A 20,335-nucleotide genomic window follows, 5' to 3' on the forward strand; every position below is an offset into this window, starting at 1 on the left:
TAGCGTTTCAATCCCTAATAGGGTTTTAGTTTGATTGCGGCCCACAGCCTTAAGCCCTTCGGGAGTGTGCCGCGACCAGTTTCAATCCCTAATAGGGTTTTAGTTTGATTGCGGCTTATCAGCGACCTTACCCAAAGCCGGCAAAAGGGGAAGAATTCGGGTTTCAATCCCTAATAGGGTTTTAGTTTGATTGCGGCCGGAAAGAGTTTATGCGCCCTCAAAGCGATACTTGCGGTTTCAATCCCTAATAGGGTTTTAGTTTGATTGCGGCTAGAGGCGTACAAGTCGAAGTATTTAAATCACTCGTTTCAATCCCTAATAGGGTTTTAGTTTGATTGCGGCAAATGATTCGAGCCTCGATACCCTCAGCCCTGGAGTCTCTTGATTTGTTTCAATCCCTAATAGGGTTTTAGTTTGATTGCGGCCCCCTCAATTCACTCAAGCTCGCACCAAATACAAGGTTTCAATCCCTAATAGGGTTTTAGTTTGATTGCGGCCTGTCATCCTTGATGAGTCGGTGTCTGTGATTAGTTTCAATCCCTAATAGGGTTTTAGTTTGATTGCGGCAGCATTAAGTGATCCTCGTCAAACTGATATATTAGCTATGTTTCAATCCCTAATAGGGTTTTAGTTTGATTGCGGCGGTGGTTGTCGTAGTGGAAAGCAGGATCTCGATCGTTTCAATCCCTAATAGGGTTTTAGTTTGATTGCGGCTCTACCATCTAACTATCAACAACGACATAACCCATCCGTCAAGTTTCAATCCCTAATAGGGTTTTAGTTTGATTGCGGCTTGGGTACGATAAGCCCCAGCCCGGATTACTCTAGTTTCAATCCCTAATAGGGTTTTAGTTTGATTGCGGCTCGAGTTGGTTTGTGGGAGACTACCCGATTTACTGTATCAGTTTCAATCCCTAATAGGGTTTTAGTTTGATTGCGGCCCTGCGACAGCGGTTGGTGTTTTAGATGTGACAGCACCTAGTTTCAATCCCTAATAGGGTTTTAGTTTGATTGCGGCCTTACACAATGTTAAGCTTTTACTCCCCACCATCTGTGCAGTTTCAATCCCTAATAGGGTTTTAGTTTGATTGCGGCGTGTCGCCGACCTCCAGCAGTCGCAGGCAGCTTACCAAAAACAGCAGTTAGTTTCAATCCCTAATAGGGTTTTAGTTTGATTGCGGCCGTACTGTTTTGCCAGCTCTGGGTCTACCCAAAACGCCATAGTTTCAATCCCTAATAGGGTTTTAGTTTGATTGCGGCTGAGTAGAGTCCCGCCAGACTTGCGTGTATTCGATTGAAGTTTCAATCCCTAATAGGGTTTTAGTTTGATTGCGGCCTAGCTCATTCCACTTTGGATTGTTGGAGTCCCAAAAATACTTGTTTCAATCCCTAATAGGGTTTTAGTTTGATTGCGGCTGGCTATGGTTGAGGAGTTTATGGGGTCAGAACGTTTTGTTTCAATCCCTAATAGGGTTTTAGTTTGATTGCGGCGGAAAATTGAATAACGGCTTGAGCGCTTTCGAGAAGATGGTTTCAATCCCTAATAGGGTTTTAGTTTGATTGCGGCTGAAATTATGAGTTGGGAAGGGCTTTAATCCCTTCAGTTTCAATCCCTAATAGGGTTTTAGTTTGATTGCGGCTTATTTGTGCGTGTCAAGCGTTTTTATGCGTGTAATTTAGTTTGTTTCAATCCCTAATAGGGTTTTAGTTTGATTGCGGCCTAAAATCAGGCAAGTACGCATTTCTTGCGTGTGGAAATGTTTCAATCCCTAATAGGGTTTTAGTTTGATTGCGGCCTATCCAGTCGGACGATGACGCAATTCTATGAAGTTTCAATCCCTAATAGGGTTTTAGTTTGATTGCGGCCCGCCACTTCCTAATTTTCTTCGTTATCATGGTGTTTCGTTTCAATCCCTAATAGGGTTTTAGTTTGATTGCGGCCTTATGAACAGCTTGATTTAATTTGTGTTGCAGATGTTTCTGGTTTCAATCCCTAATAGGGTTTTAGTTTGATTGCGGCGTTCCCCCTACTTGTTCTACCTTAGCTTTCATTAAGTTTCAATCCCTAATAGGGTTTTAGTTTGATTGCGGCGCGCAAAATTAACTACCATGAAGTATTGGGACCGATTGTTTCAATCCCTAATAGGGTTTTAGTTTGATTGCGGCTTTATGGCTCGGAATTTGAGCTTGCCAGTCAGGAAGAACGTTTCAATCCCTAATAGGGTTTTAGTTTGATTGCGGCTAAGAAGCAAATAGAGCATATAGACAAACAAATAGAAACTTTAGTTTCAATCCCTAATAGGGTTTTAGTTTGATTGCGGCAAAAAACGCAGTCCAATGTTAGACATGAGCAAAATTAAGTTTCAATCCCTAATAGGGTTTTAGTTTGATTGCGGCAAATGCTTTTCTCCTACAAAAACTACAAATTTAGTTTCAATCCCTAATAGGGTTTTAGTTTGATTGCGGCTCGGGAGTTCTGGTTTTATTGTAGAGGCGCAATTAAGTTTCAATCCCTAATAGGGTTTTAGTTTGATTGCGGCCTACTTATAGTCATCATCCCAGAACCCTTACCCCATAGTTTCAATCCCTAATAGGGTTTTAGTTTGATTGCGGCAGTCACATAAGGAAAGGGAACGAGCCACTAAAGCTTAAGTTTCAATCCCTAATAGGGTTTTAGTTTGATTGCGGCATTGTCTAGAGTGTATCTACTAACTTATGATGCCTTGTTTCAATCCCTAATAGGGTTTTAGTTTGATTGCGGCTCTAGAATGCTCAACACCGATTTTTAGTAGTCATAAGTTTCAATCCCTAATAGGGTTTTAGTTTGATTGCGGCGTGACTATGCTACATCCAGCTTTTTTCCAAATGCCTTTGTTTGTTTCAATCCCTAATAGGGTTTTAGTTTGATTGCGGCACGTTGCAAGAACAACACGCTGAACAAGTTGTAATACCTCAAGTTTCAATCCCTAATAGGGTTTTAGTTTGATTGCGGCTTGATCGACATGATGCAGCTAACCTACTCGATAAAATGGTGGTTTCAATCCCTAATAGGGTTTTAGTTTGATTGCGGCATAATACTAGGTGAAAAAGCAGCTAGAATCAAATCGGGTACAAGTTTCAATCCCTAATAGGGTTTTAGTTTGATTGCGGCTAGAGACATTACTTTAGTAGTATATCAGATGAGTTTCAATCCCTAATAGGGTTTTAGTTTGATTGCGGCTAGCCTCTACTACTTGTCCAGACAATAATACCCCTCCAGTTTCAATCCCTAATAGGGTTTTAGTTTGATTGCGGCTATCGTCCGCGCGGTCAGCGACCGCACATCGGCAAGTTTCAATCCCTAATAGGGTTTTAGTTTGATTGCGGCGCAAGATTTCGTCTGAGCCGATAGCGCAGCCCAGAGTTTCAATCCCTAATAGGGTTTTAGTTTGATTGCGGCAACCCGTTCAGCCCAAATTAACAGATTGTAATTAAAGTTTCAATCCCTAATAGGGTTTTAGTTTGATTGCGGCTTGACAGCACTGATTGGTTCTATCGACCATTGAGGTTTCAATCCCTAATAGGGTTTTAGTTTGATTGCGGCTAATAGTCTTGGGAATTTTGGGATATTTTTCTCTGTTTCAATCCCTAATAGGGTTTTAGTTTGATTGCGGCCGCCCGTTCCAGAAGCCTTGCTGTATTTGGTTTTCAAGGTGCAGTTCCGTGAATCTAAAACAAAAGTACCATTCCAGCCTTTGCCTTGTCAATACCCAAATTTTCATCCTCACTCCAAAACGTTATCCTGTAAAGCTTTCAGACTTTCCGTGAATCGTTTTTTCAGAGGGTGAGCCTCAAACAGTTGCTGCACGTGGGTTCCAGTCGAAAAATTTCATACCCCGATTTTTACAGCTACCCATTCACGGAAACTAGGCAAAAAATGTAGTTCGATCGCTCCGAGCACCCGCAGACAGCCACAATTCTCTCCATAATTATAAGCTGTCGAGCAAAATAGATCAGAACCCTTAAACTTCAAACCATGACCAAAACCTTAATTCCCGTAATACTCGCCGGCGGTAAAGGCGAACGTTTCTGGCCTCTCAGCCGCAAGCAGCGCCCCAAGCAGTTTTTGAGTCTCGACGGTAGCGGCAAGAGTTTGCTGCAAGCTACAGCAGAAAGACTATTAACATTAGGTAACGGCTGGGACGATTTGTGGGTGGTAACGTCGGAAATGTTGGCTGCGGGAGTCCGGGAACAGTTGCCGCTGCTACCTCCTGAGAATTTGCTGGCGGAACCGGAGGGCCGGGATACTGCGCCGGCGGTGGCCTGGACTGCTATAGAAACTGCCAAGCGTTACGGTGAGGATGCGGTGGTGGGTTTTTTCCCGGCGGATCACTGGATTGGGGAACCCGAGGAGTTTGTCAAGACTTTGGAGGCGGCGGCGGATTTGGCGAGAAATCAGGATGCGATCGCCACTTTGGGAGTAAAACCGAGTTATGCTTCCACCGGCTACGGCTACATCGAACAAGGCGAGGAAATTGGCAGTTTTGGGGGTTTTCCGGCCTATCGGGTGGCGAGATTTACCGAAAAGCCCGATCGTACAACTGCTGAAGAATTTGTAGCCAGCGGCAAGTTTAGTTGGAACGGCGGAATTTTTGTATTTCGAGTCGGAACAGTCTTGACAGAATTGCGAAATCATGTACCGGAAATGATGGCAGCTTTGGAGGCGAAAGGCGCGCAGGCTTACTCGGAATTACCCAAAATTAGCATCGATTACGCGCTGATGGAGAAGACGCAAAAGGCTTGTGTTCTGCCCGTAGGCTTTAGCTGGGACGATTTGGGAGATTGGAATGCGATCGGCCGTTTGCTGCAAGGAGACAAACCGAATGTGGATTTAGCAAAACACGTCGGAATTGACACGAAAGGCGGCATCTTTTATGCAGCGGATGAGAATGAAGTCATCGTCACCATTGGTTTAGAAGATGTGGTAGTTGTCAGAGATGGCAACGTAACTTTGATTGTGAAAAAAGACAGGACGCAGGAGATTAAACAGGTAATTAAGGTGTTAGGAGAAGATGAAAATTTGAAAGATTTATTGTAACTAATTTTGTAGGGTACGCACTGCGTACCTTACCGCTACCAATAGTTTTGCTATCCAGTTTTTGCGTCCAGGAATGTTACATAATTTCTGCTAAATCCAAGACAAAACCTGGCAGTACCTCTTCCCCTGAGAGAGTGCGAGGATTTTGGATAATTTCAACATCTTGACCGGGGCGATAAATTTCAACACGCTGATTTTGCCTGTCAATTAACCAACCCAATCTAGCACCGTTATCTATATATTCTTGCATTTTTTCTTGCAGTTTTTTCAACGAATCAGTCCGAGAACGCAACTCAACAACAAAATCAGGACACAAAGGAGCAAAACTGTCTTTTTGTTCGGGTGTTAAAGCATCCCAGCGTTCTTTTTTGACCCAAGAGGCATCAGGAGAGCGATCGGCACCATTGGGGAGTTTAAAGCCTCCCGAAGAGTCGAAAACTACTCCCAGTTTAGTTTCACGGTTCCAGACTCGGAGTTGAGATGTTAAATCGGCATTACGCCTGCTAGTTTCACTGCCTGTCGGTGGCATAATAATTAATTCCCCTGATGCTGTACGTTCAAATTGATAATCGCGGTTGTGCTGACAAAGCTCAAAAAATTGCTCGTCAGTTAAGTTGATGGATAATTCGATCGAGTTGGTAGGAAATTGGATGGCAATCATGTCTCTTATAGGGTTTAAAACACATTGATAATCGGGTTTGTAATAACTTACTCATTCAATTATTTGACACATTTTTTCAAGTCAATAAATTTAATTATAAAAATATCATGTCTGCTTTAAATGTATATTACCATGAGGATTAATGCCACGGCCAAAGACCGATCGCCCCCACACCCCAAAATACGCGCGTGCGAAGCTATCCCGTAGGGAATCCCACTATTTCCCCCAAGTTATTCCCCAAGACACTGGTCAGCCCGGTCAACAGCGCTATCCTAGTAGTTATAGCCCTTAAACCCGATCGACCCGGAGGCCCCTTGTTTAGCCTAGTTCAAAACACTTCTCGCAAAGGAGAAATTCTAGAGGTCGTCTTCCGCAACGGTTGGGACTACATGAAACGCCTCCTAACCGGCAGCAAAACCGACGCACCCAGTCTCCCAACTCCAGCAGTTCTCCGCAACATCCTCGTCGAATTAGGCCCAGTATTTGTCAAATTGGGTCAATTGCTGAGCACCCGTCCCGACCTTTTGCCCGCTACCTACATCGAAACTCTCTCCACGCTACAAGCGGAAGTGCCGCCCGTACCGTGGTCGCAAGTAGAAGCAATCGTCCGCCTGGAACTCACACAATCTCTCGAAGATACCTTCGCCAAATTTAACACCGAAGCCATCGCCGCAGGTTCGATAGCCCAAACCCACAAAGCTACTTTAAAAGACGGCCGCGAAGTCGCCCTCAAAGTTCAGCGCCCCGGTATTGAGATTGTCATCGAACAAGACATCGCCGTGCTCCGAGGTTTGGCAGAACTTGTCATGCTCACAGACTTCGGTCAACAATACGATATTGTCGCCCTAGCGGAAGAATTTGCGATCGCCCTGCGTGCAGAACTAGACTTCATTCAAGAAGCCAACTACACAGACGAACTGCGCCGCAATTTATCTAAAAGCCGCTGGTTTGACCCCACAAAAGTTGTCTTACCAGAAATTAACTGGGAGTTAACCACAAAAAAACTCTTAGTAATGGAGTGGCTTAACGGAGTCCCAATTTTGTTAGGCGATTTGCAAGGAATTCGCCACCAAGGAGATATAAATGCCGAACGCGAAGAAATTACAACGCTGCTTTGCCGCGTTTTCTTCCAGCAGTTGTATATCGACGGATTCTTTCACGCAGACCCGCATCCCGGTAATTTATTTTATCTCAAAGACGGCAGGATAGCATTGCTGGACTGCGGCATGGTCGGCCGATTAGACCCGCGCACTCAGCAGAATTTGACAGAAATGTTGCTGTCAATTGTCGATTTAGACGCTCAGCGCTGCGCTCAATTAACTTTGGAAATGGCAGAATTTGCTCAGCCGACAAGTTTAGTGAATCTAGAAAATGATTTAGCTCGAATGCTACGCAAGTATTACAATGTCAGCTTGTCGCAAATGAACTTGTCGGAAATTTTTTATGAGGTGCTGGAAATCACCCGCAAAAATAAAATTAGGCTGCCCAGCAATCTCGGTTTGTATGCAAAAACTCTAGCTAATTTGGAAGGACTGGCGCGCTCGTTTAATCCCAGGTTTAATATTGTAGAGCAGGTAAAACCGCTGATGACCGATATGTTTCGGCGTCAGTTATTAGGAGACGACCCGGTGCAAGCTCTGCTGAGAACAGCCCTGGATCTCAAAAGCTTATCTTTGCAATCTCCGCGACAAGTGGAAGTGCTTTTAGACCGGGTTACTTCGGAAACTTTGAAGTGGAACTTGACGCTAAAAGAGCTCGATCCGCTACGCCGCACTCTGGGGGATTCTGCGAACCGACTTTCTTTTAGTATTGTCGTGGGTTCGCTGATTATAGGGGCTGCAATTATTTCTTCTAACGCGCAAACTGCTCAGCTATCTTTTCTGAGCACAGGTTTGTTTGGGGCGGCGAGTTTTTTGGGTTTTTGGTTGATTATTAGCATTCTGCGATCGGGCCGTTTGCGGAGTTAATTATCAAGTAGAAATGGGGAAAATCAGGAGATATATAGCCTTTCTCAATTTTCGGGAGGTACGCGACCGACAAATTCCAAATCCGATCGCCATTCGCAGAGAGATATTGAAATTATCTGCGTTAATCTGTGTTTATCTGCCTTAATCTGCGGTTTTCCTATCTACCGCACTCTTGCCGAGAAAAACTATAGCATCCTCAACTATTAAGCAACATCTCTGACTTAAGATAGGCGATCGCCCGCAGCAGCTAAGTCTAAGCTAGAAATTGTTCGATCGACCTAATGGAGGAAAAAAACATGAGTAGCGGTCACGCCAGCCATAAAAGCTCTTCCACAAAACCCAATACCAACACTAACGGTCAAATTACATCCCCTGACGACCAACCCGCTGACCCGCTAAATCAAGAAACATCCGGTTATCCGTTCCATAACGAAGCAATGGAAAATCCTGTTGCCACGGCGCGGCCCGACGAAGAGGCTGAGTCTGGCGAAGAACAGCAATAGTTATATCGATTAAATTGGCATCGATATGCTATCTGCGACGCTGTTGATTAGATGTTTGATAAAAATCAGGTTTGTGCTAATTACATCTTGCACTTCCAGAGTCCGCCAGCAATTTCAATCTCCGCCGGACTATTTTGGCAGGTTCAGTAGTACCTCATATCAAATCCGTTGACATCGGAATTATTATCTCTCTCTTCTCTTTCTCTGTGTCCTCTGTGCCCTCTGTGGTTTAATCATTCCGATACAACCGGAATTGATATAACAGCTTCAAAACAAAGGACTAAAGTCCTTACGACAAAACTATTTAACCTAAAATTCAAGTTAGGAATTATTGATAAATGAGCGAAATCAACCAACTATTTCACAAAGACAAATTGCCGGAATTGGGGTTAGTCTGCATTACAACATCCGATGCAGTTCGCTTTCGCACTGTCACGCGGAAGCGACTTTTACAGCTTTCGGAAACTGAACAAGAAACTGTATTGCGCGAGCTTTATGCAGACAACTTAAAGCGGCTTGACAAAGCGATCGACTTCTGTTCCGTCAATCACATTAAGCTCTACCGCATGACTTCTGCACTGTTCCCTTTTGCAGATACAGATTTGGGGGAAGCAGTGCTACACTCCATGACTGAGGAATTGCGGACTACGGGCGATCGCGCTTTGTCTTTGGGCATCCGTTTGGTACTCCACCCGGATCAATTTGTCGTCCTCAGTTCCGACAAGCTTTCTGTGGTTGAAAACAGCATTAAAATTCTCGCAACTCATGCTTTAATTTTAGATATGTTGGAACAGCCCCGATCGCCCCAGGCGCTGATGAACATTCACGGCGGCAAGGGCGATCGTACTTCGCAGCTCAAATCAGTCATCCGCGATTTACCCGAATCGATTCGATCGCGCTTAACCTTTGAAAATGACGAATACGCTTACAGTTCCTCGGAAATTTTAGAAGTTTGTCTCGATACCGGGGTACCAATGGTTTTTGACGCCCACCACCACGTCATTCACGAACATTTAGAAACTTACGACGACCCGAGTGTAGCCGAAATGCTAGCAGCAGCCCGCACAACTTGGTCGGTTCCTGAATGGCAATTAGTACACATATCGAATGGAAAAGATTTTTTTGCAGATCCGCGCCACAGCGATTTAATTACAGAAATGCCTAATTGCTATTATCAAGCTCCTTGGATTGAAGTAGAAGCTAAATTTAAAGAATTAGCTATTGAAAAGTTGCGCGCCGAATGGTTGTGTGCGAATGTTCTACAATTTAGCAGTGTCTCGTAGGGGCGGGTTTTACCCACAATAATTGCCTAAAACCAATCATCTTGAAAACCCGCCCCCACCTAACGGTAAATCGCAAGAACAGGCTTTCCGGCCTGTTCCACAAAAAATGAATTTTATTGTGGGGTGGGCGTCTCGCCCGCCCGGTTTATTGTGACAGTCCGAGAGGGTTTTTAACGGTAAATCCTAAGAACAGGCTTTCCGGCCTGTTCCACAAAGAATGAATTTTATTGTGGGGTGTCCCGCCCGGTTTAGTCCGACAATCCGACAGGGGTTTTTAACCCCTGTCTCATAGCTAAAGTCCTCTAAAAGAGGACTAAAATAGATAGATATTGAGCTCGTATTTCCAGTCGGTTTTAACCGACTTTCGCTTTGAGGCAGGGGTTTAAACCCCTGCCGGACTGCCGGACTGCCGGACTGCCGGACTGCCGGATTGCCCGACTGTCGAACTGCCGGAATGGCAAGAAAACCGCGTTAATACCAACTATAAATTATGTGCGGAAGATACACTTTAACTACTTCAGGTGAAATCATCGCCGAGTTCTTCAAACTGTCGGCAGTTCCCGACATCAAACCGCGATACAATATCGCCCCAACTCAATCAGTTGCCACAGTAACAGTTGAACCACAAAAAATGCAGCGACAGTTTCAATTTATGCGCTGGGGTCTGATTCCAAGTTGGGCAAAAGACATGAAAATAGGCAGTCGCATGATTAACGCGCGATCGGAAACTGTAGCCGAAAAACCTGCTTTTCGCAGCGCCATCAAGCACAGGCGATGTTTGATAGTCGCTGACGGTTTCTACGAATGGCAACAGCAGGGAAAGAACAAACAGCCTTACTATTTTCAAAAGGCAGACGGCGAACCTTTTGCTTTTGCCGGTTTGTGGGAAAATTGGGAATCTCCCGAAAAAGAAAACATTGTATCTTGCAGTATAATTACTACCGCTGCTAACGAAACAGTGCAGCCGATGCACGATCGAATGCCGGTGATTCTGCCCGACAGCGATTGGGAACAGTGGCTCGATCCTTCTGTTAAAAATGCTCGGGAAGTTTTGCCTTTGTTAAAGCCCTATGCTTCCGAAGCCATGAAAGCAAAGGCCGTAAGTGCGATCGTCAACAGTCCAAGTAGAGACACTCCCGAATGTATTAGCGATCGGCAATAAATCATTGCAGCGGACAAAAGCGAGATACTTTGAGTTATGATGTAAAATAATGTTTGAGTTGTAACTTTGGTTTTCTAAGGAGCAGTTTACAGCGGTTATAAAAAAAGTGAGGTATGCCCTATGCCCACGGAGGCCTAGAGTACCTCATATTTCGCTCCAAAGGCTATAACTCAGTTGTTATTTGCTCAAACATTTTTTAAATCTTAACATCAGTTAGAAGACAAAAAATATGATCGGATACGTTACACTGGGTACCAACGATATTGAAAGTGCAGCAAAGTTTTATGATGCTTTGCTTGCTGAAATTGGCGCTCGACGATTCATGGAATTTGAGGGATTTATCGCATGGAGCGTTTCTCCCGATCGACCAGCACTTGCTATTACAAAACCATTTGATGGTAACAGAGCAACTGTTGGCAATGGAGTAATGATAGCTCTTCAAGTTGACAGTCCCGAAAAAGTCAACTTAGTTTATAACAAAGCGATCGAACTTGGGGCTCAGGATGAAGGAGCTGCCGGGCCAAGAGGCGTGTTGCCGGGTTTTTATGCGGGATATTTTCGGGATCTTGATGGGAACAAGCTGAATGTGTTTTGTATGATGGGGCCAAACACTTAAGTTTTTTATTTTTCGTGAATCTCGCCGAAAACCAGCTATTTCCGAGCGTTAGCTATTAGTTATCAATCCCTAAATAAGAGTTGATAACTAATAACTAATGGCTAATGACTAATAACTAAATTAACTCTCGTACATCCGCGCTTCAGCAGCTTCGGGATTTTCCTCGCAATACTCGTCAAAAGCCGTTTTTTCAAGCTTCATCGCTCGCTGGTGAGAAGCCTCAGCCTGCATTTCCTCTACAATATCCCACGCTACCGCGCACTCTCTAGAGGTAACGCCTTTCTCGGCACAGATAGTTCTGGCATCGGCGATCGCCTGTTCGATTGCTTCGTCAAATAAAACACTCTTTGGCTTCTCAAGAAAATCGCTTTTTGTCAATATATCCGTGACCGAAATAATGCCCACTAGCTCGTCCTTAATCACCGGCGCCCGGCGGATGCGGGTATTGGCGAACAACCTAGCCACATATTCCACGCCCAAGTCAGGATTGACCGTAATGCACGGTTTGGTCATAATCTCGAAGACGCGGACTTTTTTCGGGTCTACTCCGTAGGCGGCTACTTTATAGACAATATCCGTTTCAGTCACAATGCCGTAGGCATCTTGTTCGTGGCGGCGTTCCACAATCAACGCGCGCAAACACAAATCGTTCATCATCGCCACCGCTTCAGCTACCGTTGCTGAACCGCGAATGGTAACAACTTCTGTTGTCATAATATCTTGGGCTTTCATCATCATTTTTTATTCCTTCCCGCTGATAAAGTCTACTGCGTCCCGATTTGGGGCTGTCCATTTGATTTGCGATCGTCATTAGGACTTACCCTCAAAAACTCGGTTGCTACCAAAATTTTGGGTTTAGTAACGATAAATCCGGTTTAGCCACCAGGTTTCTGAGAAATCGTGCGATCGCAAACTCATCATAAAACCTTTAACGGCACTCGGTATCACAAGTTGCCTGAAACAGCCCCTCGCTCCCCCGGAACCCCCTGGAATCCGCGATTTATCGCTCATACGGGGCTAGCGTGCGATCCTCCAAGCAAGAGTGAAGTATTGGGGCGATCGATCTTTGAGCTGGTTGGACTCAGATTTTCCAGCCCCAGTATCAAAGAAGCAAAAGTTAACACAAACTAAGCAACTGCTTGCGCTCGCACAGATCCCCGCCTCTGATAAACTTGATGGCTGGGAGTGCAAAAGAGCACAAGGCACGCATCAGCAGTTGGGAGGATCTAGTTCGTGGACAATGTAATCGGTTTAGAGATTATCGAAGTAGTTGAGCAGGCAGCCATCGCCTCCGCTCGCTTGATGGGCAAAGGCGAGAAAGACGAAGCCGATAGAGTGGCTGTAGAAGCAATGCGGGAGCGCATGAACAAAATTCATATGCGCGGTCGCATCGTGATCGGCGAAGGCGAGCGCGATGACGCACCCATGCTTTATATCGGCGAACAAGTAGGTATTTGTACCCGCGAGGATGCCCATACTTTCTGTAACCCAGATGAATTGGTAGAAATTGACATCGCCGTTGACCCCTGCGAAGGTACTAACCTCGTGGCTTACGGTCAAAACGGTTCGATGGCAGTTTTGGCAATCTCTGAAAAAGGTGGTTTGTTTGCGGCACCGGATTTCTACATGAACAAATTGGCTGCTCCTGCGGCTGCTAAGAATCATGTAGATATTCGCAAAACGCCCACTCAAAACCTCAAAATTATCTCTGATTGCCTCGGCCGCAGTATTGAAGATTTGGTGGTGGTGGTCATGGATCGCCCCCGGCACAAAGATTTAATTAATGAAATTCGGGGAGCGGGTGCAAGAGTTCGGCTGATCAGCGACGGCGACGTTTCGGCAGCGATTTCTTGCGCGTTTTCTGGTTCCAACATCCACGCACTTATGGGTATTGGCGCAGCACCGGAAGGTGTGATTTCCGCAGCAGCAATGCGCTGCTTGGGCGGTCACTTCCAAGGGCAGTTAATTTACGATCCGGCTGTTGTAAAAACTGGTTTGATCGGTGAAAGCAAAGAGAGCAATATAGCTCGACTTAAAGAGATGGGCATCACAGACCCTGACAAGATTTACAATGCTGAAGAGTTGGCATCTGGAGAAACAGTTCTGTTTGCAGCTTGCGGGATTACTCCCGGAACGCTGATGGATGGAGTTCGCTTCTTTGGCGGTGGCGCTCGCACGGAAAGTTTGGTAATTTCTTCTCAGTCGAAAACTGCTCGGTTTGTGGATACAATCCATATGTTTGACCACCCGAAAGCTTTGCAATTGAATTAGTGATTAGTTAGTGGTTAACAGTTAAATGTTAACCACTAACAGTTAACGGTTAACAGTCACCGATGATTAGCAATTAGCGATAAACTAAGAACTAATAACAGGTGACTGTTAACAACTAAGAAAGAAATAGTGACAAATCACAGATATGAATATTGCAGTCGTAGGTCTCAGCCACAAAACAGCGCCGGTAGAAGTTCGCGAAAAACTGAGCATTCCAGAACAGAAAGTTGAAGCGGCGATCGCCCAATTGCGCGGCTACCCGCACATTCAAGAGGTTGCCATCCTCAGCACTTGCAACCGCTTAGAGATTTATATTGTTACCAGCGAGTCGGAACCGGGTGTGCGAGAGGTTATTCAGTTCCTTTCAGAATGCAGTAAAGTTTATGTGCAGTCTTTGCGTCCTCACCTGTTTATTTTGCTGCACGAAGATGCGGTGATGCACTTGATGCGAGTGGCTTCTGGCCTCGATAGTTTGGTTCTCGGAGAAGGACAAATTTTGGCTCAGGTGAAACAAACTCACAAACTCGCCCAGCAGTACAAAGGTGTAGGCAGAATTTTAGAGCGCTTGTTCAAGCAAGCTCTCACAGCAGGGAAACGAGTTCGCACGGAAACTAGCATCGGTACCGGTGCAGTTTCTATCAGTTCGGCGGCGGCAGAATTGGCTCAAATGAAGGGTCAGAATTTAGCAAGCAGCAAAATTGCAATTATCGGTGCTGGCAAAATGTCGCGGCTTTTGGTGCAGCATTTGCTCTCAAAAGGAGCTAGCCATATTTCGATCGTTAACCGCTCTGTGCGGGGCGCCCTGGAGTTGGCCGGTCAGTTTAAAGATGCACAATTGCACCTGTATCAGCTCTCGGAAATGATGCAGGTAATTGCCAGTTCTGACTTGGTTTTTACCAGTACCGCAGCTACCGATCCGCTGTTAAATAAAGCTAAATTGGAAGCGGTTTTAGACCCGAATCGCCCTTTGATGTTGGTGGATATTTCTGTGCCACGCAACATTGACTCGGATGCGAACGAACTCGCTAATGTGCGATCGTTTAATGTGGACGACTTGAAAGCAGTGGTAGCTCAAAATCACGAAAGCCGCCGCAAAATGGCAATGGAAGCTCAGGGCTTGCTGGAACAGGAAGTAGAGGCTTTCGATCTCTGGTGGCGCAGCCTAGAAACTGTTCCTACTATTAGCTGTTTGCGGGATAAGATAGAATTGATTCGGGAACAAGAGTTAGAAAAAGCTTTATCGCGTCTTGGTTCTGAATTTTCGGAGAAACATCAAGATGTGATTGAATCTTTAACAAGGGGGATTGTGAATAAGATTTTGCACGATCCGATGGTACAGTTGCGCGCTCAGCAGGATATTGAGGCGCGGCGGCAAGCGATGCAAACTTTGCAAACACTGTTTAATTTGGATGTGGATGTCAATCAGCAGTACAGCTAGTTTGTCATCTGTCATCTGTCATTAGTCATTAGTCATTGGTCATTAGTCATTAGTCATTGGTCATTAGTCAGTTGACCCGAAAGCAGTTAGCCGTTGACCCGAAAGCAGGAGTCATATTATGTCCGGTCAATTACCATGAATAAAAATGCCTTTAACCCTTGCGGCAAAAGCATCATTCGGGAGGGTAAATTGCTCGAACCTGATATCAGTTATCATTCAACCAATAACTAATGACTAATAACTAATAACTAATGACTAATAGGCGAATTTATCAAATAATCCTACTGATTGCGGGGCTATGGCTGGTTGTTGAGTTTGCCTCCCGCATTTCAGCAGAAATTCTCTGGTTTCAGGAAGTTGGATATCTTCAGGTTTTTCTATTAAAGCTCAAAACTCAAGGGTTGTTGGGGACGATCGCAATTGCTGTTTCTTCTGGCTTTTTACTGGGAAATTTGGCTTTAGCCCGCCGCCTGCAACATCCTGCGGAAGAAAAGAAATCGCCGGTTGCGGGGGCGCTATTTGCTTCACTGAGGGCGAACAAAACGGGGAAGAATACCGGGAATAATTACGAAATACCTGTTGCTAAATCCCAAATTACCTTTTCCTGGCTGCTGTTGACTATATTCGGATTGAGTTCGATCGCAACTTTGACAGTAATTCACTGCGGGCTGTTAGCTGCCAGCAGTATCGCCTATTTCGGTATAGTTGACAATTTACCTCTACCGCCGGTGCAGTTGGGAATTGAGTCAATCCAGCATGGGGCGGTGCAGCTATTTTCTCGCTGGTGGCAGTTGGGCTTGCTGCTGGGGACAATGTTAGCTGTGGTAATTAAGCCTGATTTTTGGCTGCGGGCGATCGCCCTTTTTCTGAGTTTGGCGATCGGGCTGATTGCCGCCAGTCGCTGGACAAATGTTTTGCAATATTTTCACCCTACTAATTTTAACACAACCGACCCTCTTTTCAATCAAAATATTAGCTTTTATGTATTTATTTTGCCAATTTTAGATTTGCTAGGCTGGTGGCTGGCAGTTGTATTTTTGTACAGTTTAGTATCTTGTGCTTTAACATATTTGCTGTCGGGAAATAGCCTGAGTCAAGGGAGATTTTTGGGGTTTTCTCGATCGCAGCAGCGCCACTTGTACGGGTTGGGTGCAGCTTTAATGCTAGCCGCCGCATTCCGCTACTGGCTGGGGCGCTACGCATTGCTGTATTCCCGGGGAGACGTTACTTACGGGGCGAATTACGCTGACGTGACGGTGCGACTGCCCTGCTATGGATTTGTGAGTATTTTGGCGGGGGCGATCGCACTTTTGATGCTGTGCCAGGTTTACCCATTCAAAATAAAAAATGAACTCATAAAAAAGATTATTTTAGCTTGGCTAACTTTAAGTTTTTTGGTAACTTTGCTGCTGCCAACAATTGTGCAGCAACTCCTAGTTAAACCCAACGAACTAGCACGAGAACAGCCGTACATTCAGCGCAGTATTGCCTTTACTAAAGAAGCCTTTGAACTCAACAAAATCGAAATAAAAACATTCGATCCCGCCGGAAAACTGACTTATGCCGACTTAGAAAAAAATCAACTTACTATTAGCAACATCCGGCTGTGGGACAAGCTGCCGCTGCTGCAAACCAACCGACAGTTACAGCAAATCAGACCCTATTATACATTTCCTGATGCCGATATCGATCGCTACACAATCAAAAATGAAAAAGCACAAAAGGTAGATTCGGACAGCCAACAGGTGTTTCTGGCAGCGCGGGAATTAGATTACACAGCAGTTGCCCCCGAAGCTCAAACTTGGGTGAACGAACACCTCGTTTACACTCACGGTTACGGCTTTACTCTTTCTCCCGTAAACAGAGTCGGTGTCGGCGGTTTACCCGATTATTTTGTCAAAGATATTGGAGTTGCAGCCCAGAAAGGAGAGACTGCTTTGGAAATAACGAGCGATCGAATTCGGGCCAGTATTCCGATCGGCTACCCGCGAATTTACTACGGCGAAATCACCGATACAGACGCGATGGCGCCCACAAAAGTCCAAGAATTCGACTATCCCAGCGGCGAAGACAATGTTTACAATACTTACAGCGGTAGGGGCGGAATTGCGATCGGTTCTATGTGGCGGCGCTGGCTGTTTGCTAATTATCTCAAAAATTGGCAAATGGCGCTTACCCGCAATTTTACGCCAGAAACTAAATTGCTGTACCGCCGAAATATTAATAAAAGAGTCCGGGCGATCGCTCCTTTTTTGCGCTACGATTCCGACCCTTATTTAGTAGTAGCCAACGCCAATCTTAGCCATGATGATATAGAAAAAGAAAGGGAGGGAAATGGCAACAAGATTAAACCTTCACCCTCGGATACTGATAAATCTCCCAACTATCTTTACTGGATTATCGATGCCTATACAGCGAGCGATCGCTATCCGTATTCTGACCCGGGAAATCATGATTTCAACTACATCCGCAACTCCGTCAAAGTAGTTATTGATGCCTACAACGGGTCTGTTGACTTCTACGTTGCCTATCCCTCCGATCCGATTATTAACAGTTGGATAGCTATCTTTCCCGGACTCTTCAAACCCCTTGACAAAATGCCTCCGGCTCTCCGCAAACATATCAGATATCCAGTAGATTTGTTGAGCATTCAATCAGAACGCTTGCTAACTTATCATATGGAAGACCCGCAAGTATTGTACAATCGGGAGGATTTGTGGCGAGTTCCCAATGAAATTTATGGCACCGAACAACAGCCAGTAGCACCGTATTATTTGATTACCAAACTGCCAACGGAAACAGCAGAAGAATTTATTTTGCTGCTCCCATTTACACCAGTAAGTCGCAACAATTTAATTGCTTGGATTGCAGGGCGATCGGATGGTGGCGATTACGGAAAATTGCTGCTGTATCTGTTCCCCAAACAGCGATTAGTTTACGGCCCGGAACAAATAGAAGCTTTAATTAACCAAGATCCGGTTATTTCCGAACAAATCTCTCTCTGGAATCGCCAGGGTTCCAAAGCACTTCAAGGAAACTTATTAGTAATTCCCATTGAACAATCTTTACTGTATGTGGAACCTCTTTACTTAGAAGCAGAGCGCAATAGTTTGCCAACTTTAGTCAGAGTTATTGCTGTCTACGAAAACCGCATAGTCATGGCAGAAAATCTTGAATTGGCACTCAAGGCACTTTTTCAGCAACAATCTACTAATAAACCGGCCATTATTCGACCTCTAGAAGGAACAGCACCAGCTTTAAATAGTGAATGATATGAATTCCGGTTGCAGTCGTCATGACTGTTGACTGTTGACTGTTGACTCTAGGTCGAAAAACTGAATGGTTGATTGTTAAGTGTTGACTCAATTTTATGATTCTAATGCAACCGGAAACGATATAAATTACTGCGATTTCTGTTCGCTAGCAGCCTTGATATCCTGCCACCAAACATCGACATAGGGCCACATCAATCTCTCGTCTCCTCCAGAATCTAGCTTCACAGTCACCTCATAACGGTCAATATGCGTGAGTTCCCCAGTTTTACCATTCAAATACAATTGTTTGGGATTGTCGGTGATAATTTCTACCCTTTGATTCAACAGCGGCAGCATCTGGGTAGAAGAACCCTGAAACGGATTTTTGCCTTTGAGCACATAGCCACCAATCAAAGATAAGTACATTGAAGCTAGGCAAAATACTGTACATAAACCTACAATTACCAGTGTTTTTTGTTGTGAAAAACTGGTATAAACGCTCGCATATCCTACGATCGTAGTTCCAAAAAACAACAAATTTGGCAGGTACAGCCCATCTTCCAGAAACACGCTACCAAAAAACATGAGGGCTACCTGAAAACCAAATAATGCAGCTACCCAACTCCACCCAGTTAGCAACGATGCAGATAGTAGCCAGTTCATGGCTATAGTAAGGGCGATCGCCATTGCTATTGCCCCAAGTGGTGCTGCATAATCGTACTGTCTGAAGGGAAGAAGAACAAAAAATACTAAAGCATAAGCAAAACCCGCAAAAGCCAGTGCTAATCCACTAATTATTTGGTTCCCGTTCAGCATGGCGATGGATTTTTAGAGCACTAAAGTGAAGCGTTCATCTTCTGTTGTGATAGTAGCCGTTGAAAATTCCCAGCCGACTAAGGCCAGAAATTCTAAACGTAGCGTGCGCCACGAGCAGCTTACCGCTATATTTAGGCGAGCGAACCGATGTATTAATCAAGCGTGCTATCCCAGTTTCCGAAGGTGCAAATCAGCCACATCAGAAGGTATAATTTTCAGAAAACCAGATTATTTACGGTCGATCGACTTAACAAATTGTTGCACAGGTTGTGGTAGAGCCGGCACAAAAGTCTTTCTAAAACCCCTAACATCGAACACTCGCCACAAAATACCTACCGCTACCGTCAAGAAAAATAACGCTCCCAAAAAATTGAACACAGTAGACAGAAAACCGCTGTCCCTTTTTTTCGGAGGTGTAATATGTTTCATGCGATATACAGCCGGCTCGTAATCTTTCGACTCCTCGCGACTGCGGGGCGGCGTTTTGGGGCGCGAGCTCGCACTGCGCCTCTGAGTCAAACCCGTTTTATTAGTTTTAGTAAAACTGCTGGGCGACTTTAGATCAGAAGCGCCGCGGGTTCCCGTTAACTTGCTAGCAGAAGTAGCCGTTTGACCAACAGCAGCATCCTGAATTCTGCTGTTAGGGCGCTGAGTCGATTTGCGTTCGGCGAGAGTACGCATCAAACTTTGCAATTGCTGAGTCGCCGCCGGCGGGCGTTCCCCTTTCCTCGCCCAATTTAACAGCATCGCCCCGGTAATCCCGCAGAGATTCGTAGCGCCGACAGAAGCCAGCCGCTTCAGCAGAGGCTGACTGTTGGACACAAAAATCACCAATGCGTCCGGGTGTTCCTGAGCCAAACCGTAAACGCACTGAGCCGTCGCCACTACCAGCATTGCTGGCTTGCTTTGATTTTTGATCGAAGGTTCGAGAGCTCGGTGTGTTTCCTGAGCGTCAGTTGCAATCCAGCCGCTGTCGGCAAAAAATCGCATAAACTCTCTAGCTACTTGCTCTTGAGCTTTTTCCACCGCTTGCCCTGTCAGACGATCTATTTCGTCGTACACTACTTCCGGGATATAGCAAGTTCCCACCTTGGCATATTCTTGCCACACTTGGGTTCTGCCAGTCATTAAAACATCTGCATCAAAAGTTACCAATACAGGAGGAAGTTGATTAGCCATGACTTTATCCTATAGGCTCAGATAAGTTATTTACACTTAATCGATCGAGTTTAAACAAATTTTGGGTTATAAAAAAATCAACTTTTGGTAGTAGATAAATTGCCCTGG

Annotated in this window: 13 protein-coding genes and 1 CRISPR repeat array (1 of these 14 only partly in view); of the genes, 9 read left to right on the forward strand and 4 right to left on the reverse strand. The window is 45.1% G+C overall.

Going from position 1 to position 20,335, the window contains the following annotated elements; translation table 11 throughout:
• Positions 1-3,654: a CRISPR direct-repeat array (repeat unit 37 nt; unit sequence GTTTCAATCCCTAATAGGGTTTTAGTTTGATTGCGGC) (it extends 3,366 nt beyond the left edge of the window).
• A 361-nt stretch (positions 3,655-4,015) separates the two neighbouring features.
• The gene (locus OSC7112_RS20880; protein WP_015177771.1) at positions 4,016-5,077 is read left to right on the forward strand and encodes a mannose-1-phosphate guanylyltransferase; all 1,062 of its coding nucleotides are present in this window, start codon (positions 4,016-4,018) and stop codon (positions 5,075-5,077) included.
• Between the two features lie 76 nt (positions 5,078-5,153).
• Here the strand turns inward: OSC7112_RS20880 and OSC7112_RS20885 are convergent, their stop codons facing one another.
• Complete coding sequence (locus OSC7112_RS20885) at positions 5,154-5,738, reverse strand: Uma2 family endonuclease (protein WP_015177772.1); 585 nt, start codon at positions 5,736-5,738, stop codon at positions 5,154-5,156.
• A gap of 314 nt (positions 5,739-6,052) precedes the next feature.
• Between OSC7112_RS20885 and OSC7112_RS20890 the strand changes: the two genes are divergently transcribed.
• From OSC7112_RS20890 to OSC7112_RS20910, 5 genes are all read left to right on the forward strand, one after another.
• Positions 6,053-7,705 (forward strand): ABC1 kinase family protein, encoded by a 1,653-nt coding sequence (locus tag OSC7112_RS20890; RefSeq protein ID WP_041623325.1) that lies wholly within the window; start codon positions 6,053-6,055, stop codon positions 7,703-7,705.
• Positions 7,706-8,001: 296 nt separating this feature from the next.
• A complete protein-coding gene (locus tag OSC7112_RS20895; RefSeq protein WP_015177774.1) occupies positions 8,002-8,208 on the forward strand; it encodes a hypothetical protein in 207 nt (68 codons plus the stop codon).
• Positions 8,209-8,546: 338 nt separating this feature from the next.
• Positions 8,547-9,491 (forward strand): UV DNA damage repair endonuclease UvsE, encoded by a 945-nt coding sequence (gene uvsE / locus OSC7112_RS20900; protein WP_015177775.1) that lies wholly within the window; start codon positions 8,547-8,549, stop codon positions 9,489-9,491.
• Positions 9,492-9,981: 490 nt separating this feature from the next.
• Positions 9,982-10,653, forward strand: coding sequence for an SOS response-associated peptidase (locus OSC7112_RS20905; RefSeq protein ID WP_015177776.1), 672 nt, complete (start codon positions 9,982-9,984; stop codon positions 10,651-10,653).
• Positions 10,654-10,882: 229 nt separating this feature from the next.
• Positions 10,883-11,269 (forward strand): VOC family protein, encoded by a 387-nt coding sequence (locus tag OSC7112_RS20910; RefSeq protein WP_015177777.1) that lies wholly within the window; start codon positions 10,883-10,885, stop codon positions 11,267-11,269.
• Between the two features lie 120 nt (positions 11,270-11,389).
• On the opposite strand, the gene OSC7112_RS20915 is transcribed toward OSC7112_RS20910, so the two are convergent.
• Positions 11,390-12,007 carry a CP12 domain-containing protein gene (locus OSC7112_RS20915; RefSeq protein WP_015177778.1) on the reverse strand — a complete coding sequence of 206 codons (618 nt, stop codon included), beginning with the start codon at positions 12,005-12,007 and terminating at the stop codon, positions 11,390-11,392.
• Between the two features lie 495 nt (positions 12,008-12,502).
• Between OSC7112_RS20915 and glpX the strand changes: the two genes are divergently transcribed.
• From glpX to OSC7112_RS20935, 3 genes are all read left to right on the forward strand, one after another.
• A complete protein-coding gene (gene glpX / locus OSC7112_RS20925; protein ID WP_015177779.1) occupies positions 12,503-13,540 on the forward strand; it encodes a class II fructose-bisphosphatase in 1,038 nt (345 codons plus the stop codon).
• A 145-nt stretch (positions 13,541-13,685) separates the two neighbouring features.
• Positions 13,686-14,978: a glutamyl-tRNA reductase gene (locus OSC7112_RS20930; protein ID WP_015177780.1), complete on the forward strand. Its 1,293-nt coding sequence runs from the start codon at positions 13,686-13,688 to the stop codon at positions 14,976-14,978.
• Between the two features lie 251 nt (positions 14,979-15,229).
• Positions 15,230-18,250 carry a UPF0182 family protein gene (locus OSC7112_RS20935; RefSeq protein ID WP_015177781.1) on the forward strand — a complete coding sequence of 1,007 codons (3,021 nt, stop codon included), beginning with the start codon at positions 15,230-15,232 and terminating at the stop codon, positions 18,248-18,250.
• Positions 18,251-18,379: 129 nt separating this feature from the next.
• Here OSC7112_RS20935 and OSC7112_RS20940 read toward each other — a convergent pair whose 3' ends face one another.
• Both OSC7112_RS20940 and OSC7112_RS20945 read right to left on the reverse strand, forming a co-directional pair.
• Positions 18,380-19,048: a hypothetical protein gene (locus OSC7112_RS20940; protein WP_015177782.1), complete on the reverse strand. Its 669-nt coding sequence runs from the start codon at positions 19,046-19,048 to the stop codon at positions 18,380-18,382.
• Between the two features lie 228 nt (positions 19,049-19,276).
• Positions 19,277-20,227, reverse strand: coding sequence for a hypothetical protein (locus OSC7112_RS20945; RefSeq protein ID WP_015177783.1), 951 nt, complete (start codon positions 20,225-20,227; stop codon positions 19,277-19,279).
• Between the last annotated feature and the right edge of the window lie 108 nt (positions 20,228-20,335).

This window comes from Oscillatoria nigro-viridis PCC 7112, from assembly GCF_000317475.1.
Lineage (GTDB): Bacteria > Cyanobacteriota > Cyanobacteriia > Cyanobacteriales > Microcoleaceae > Microcoleus > Microcoleus nigroviridis.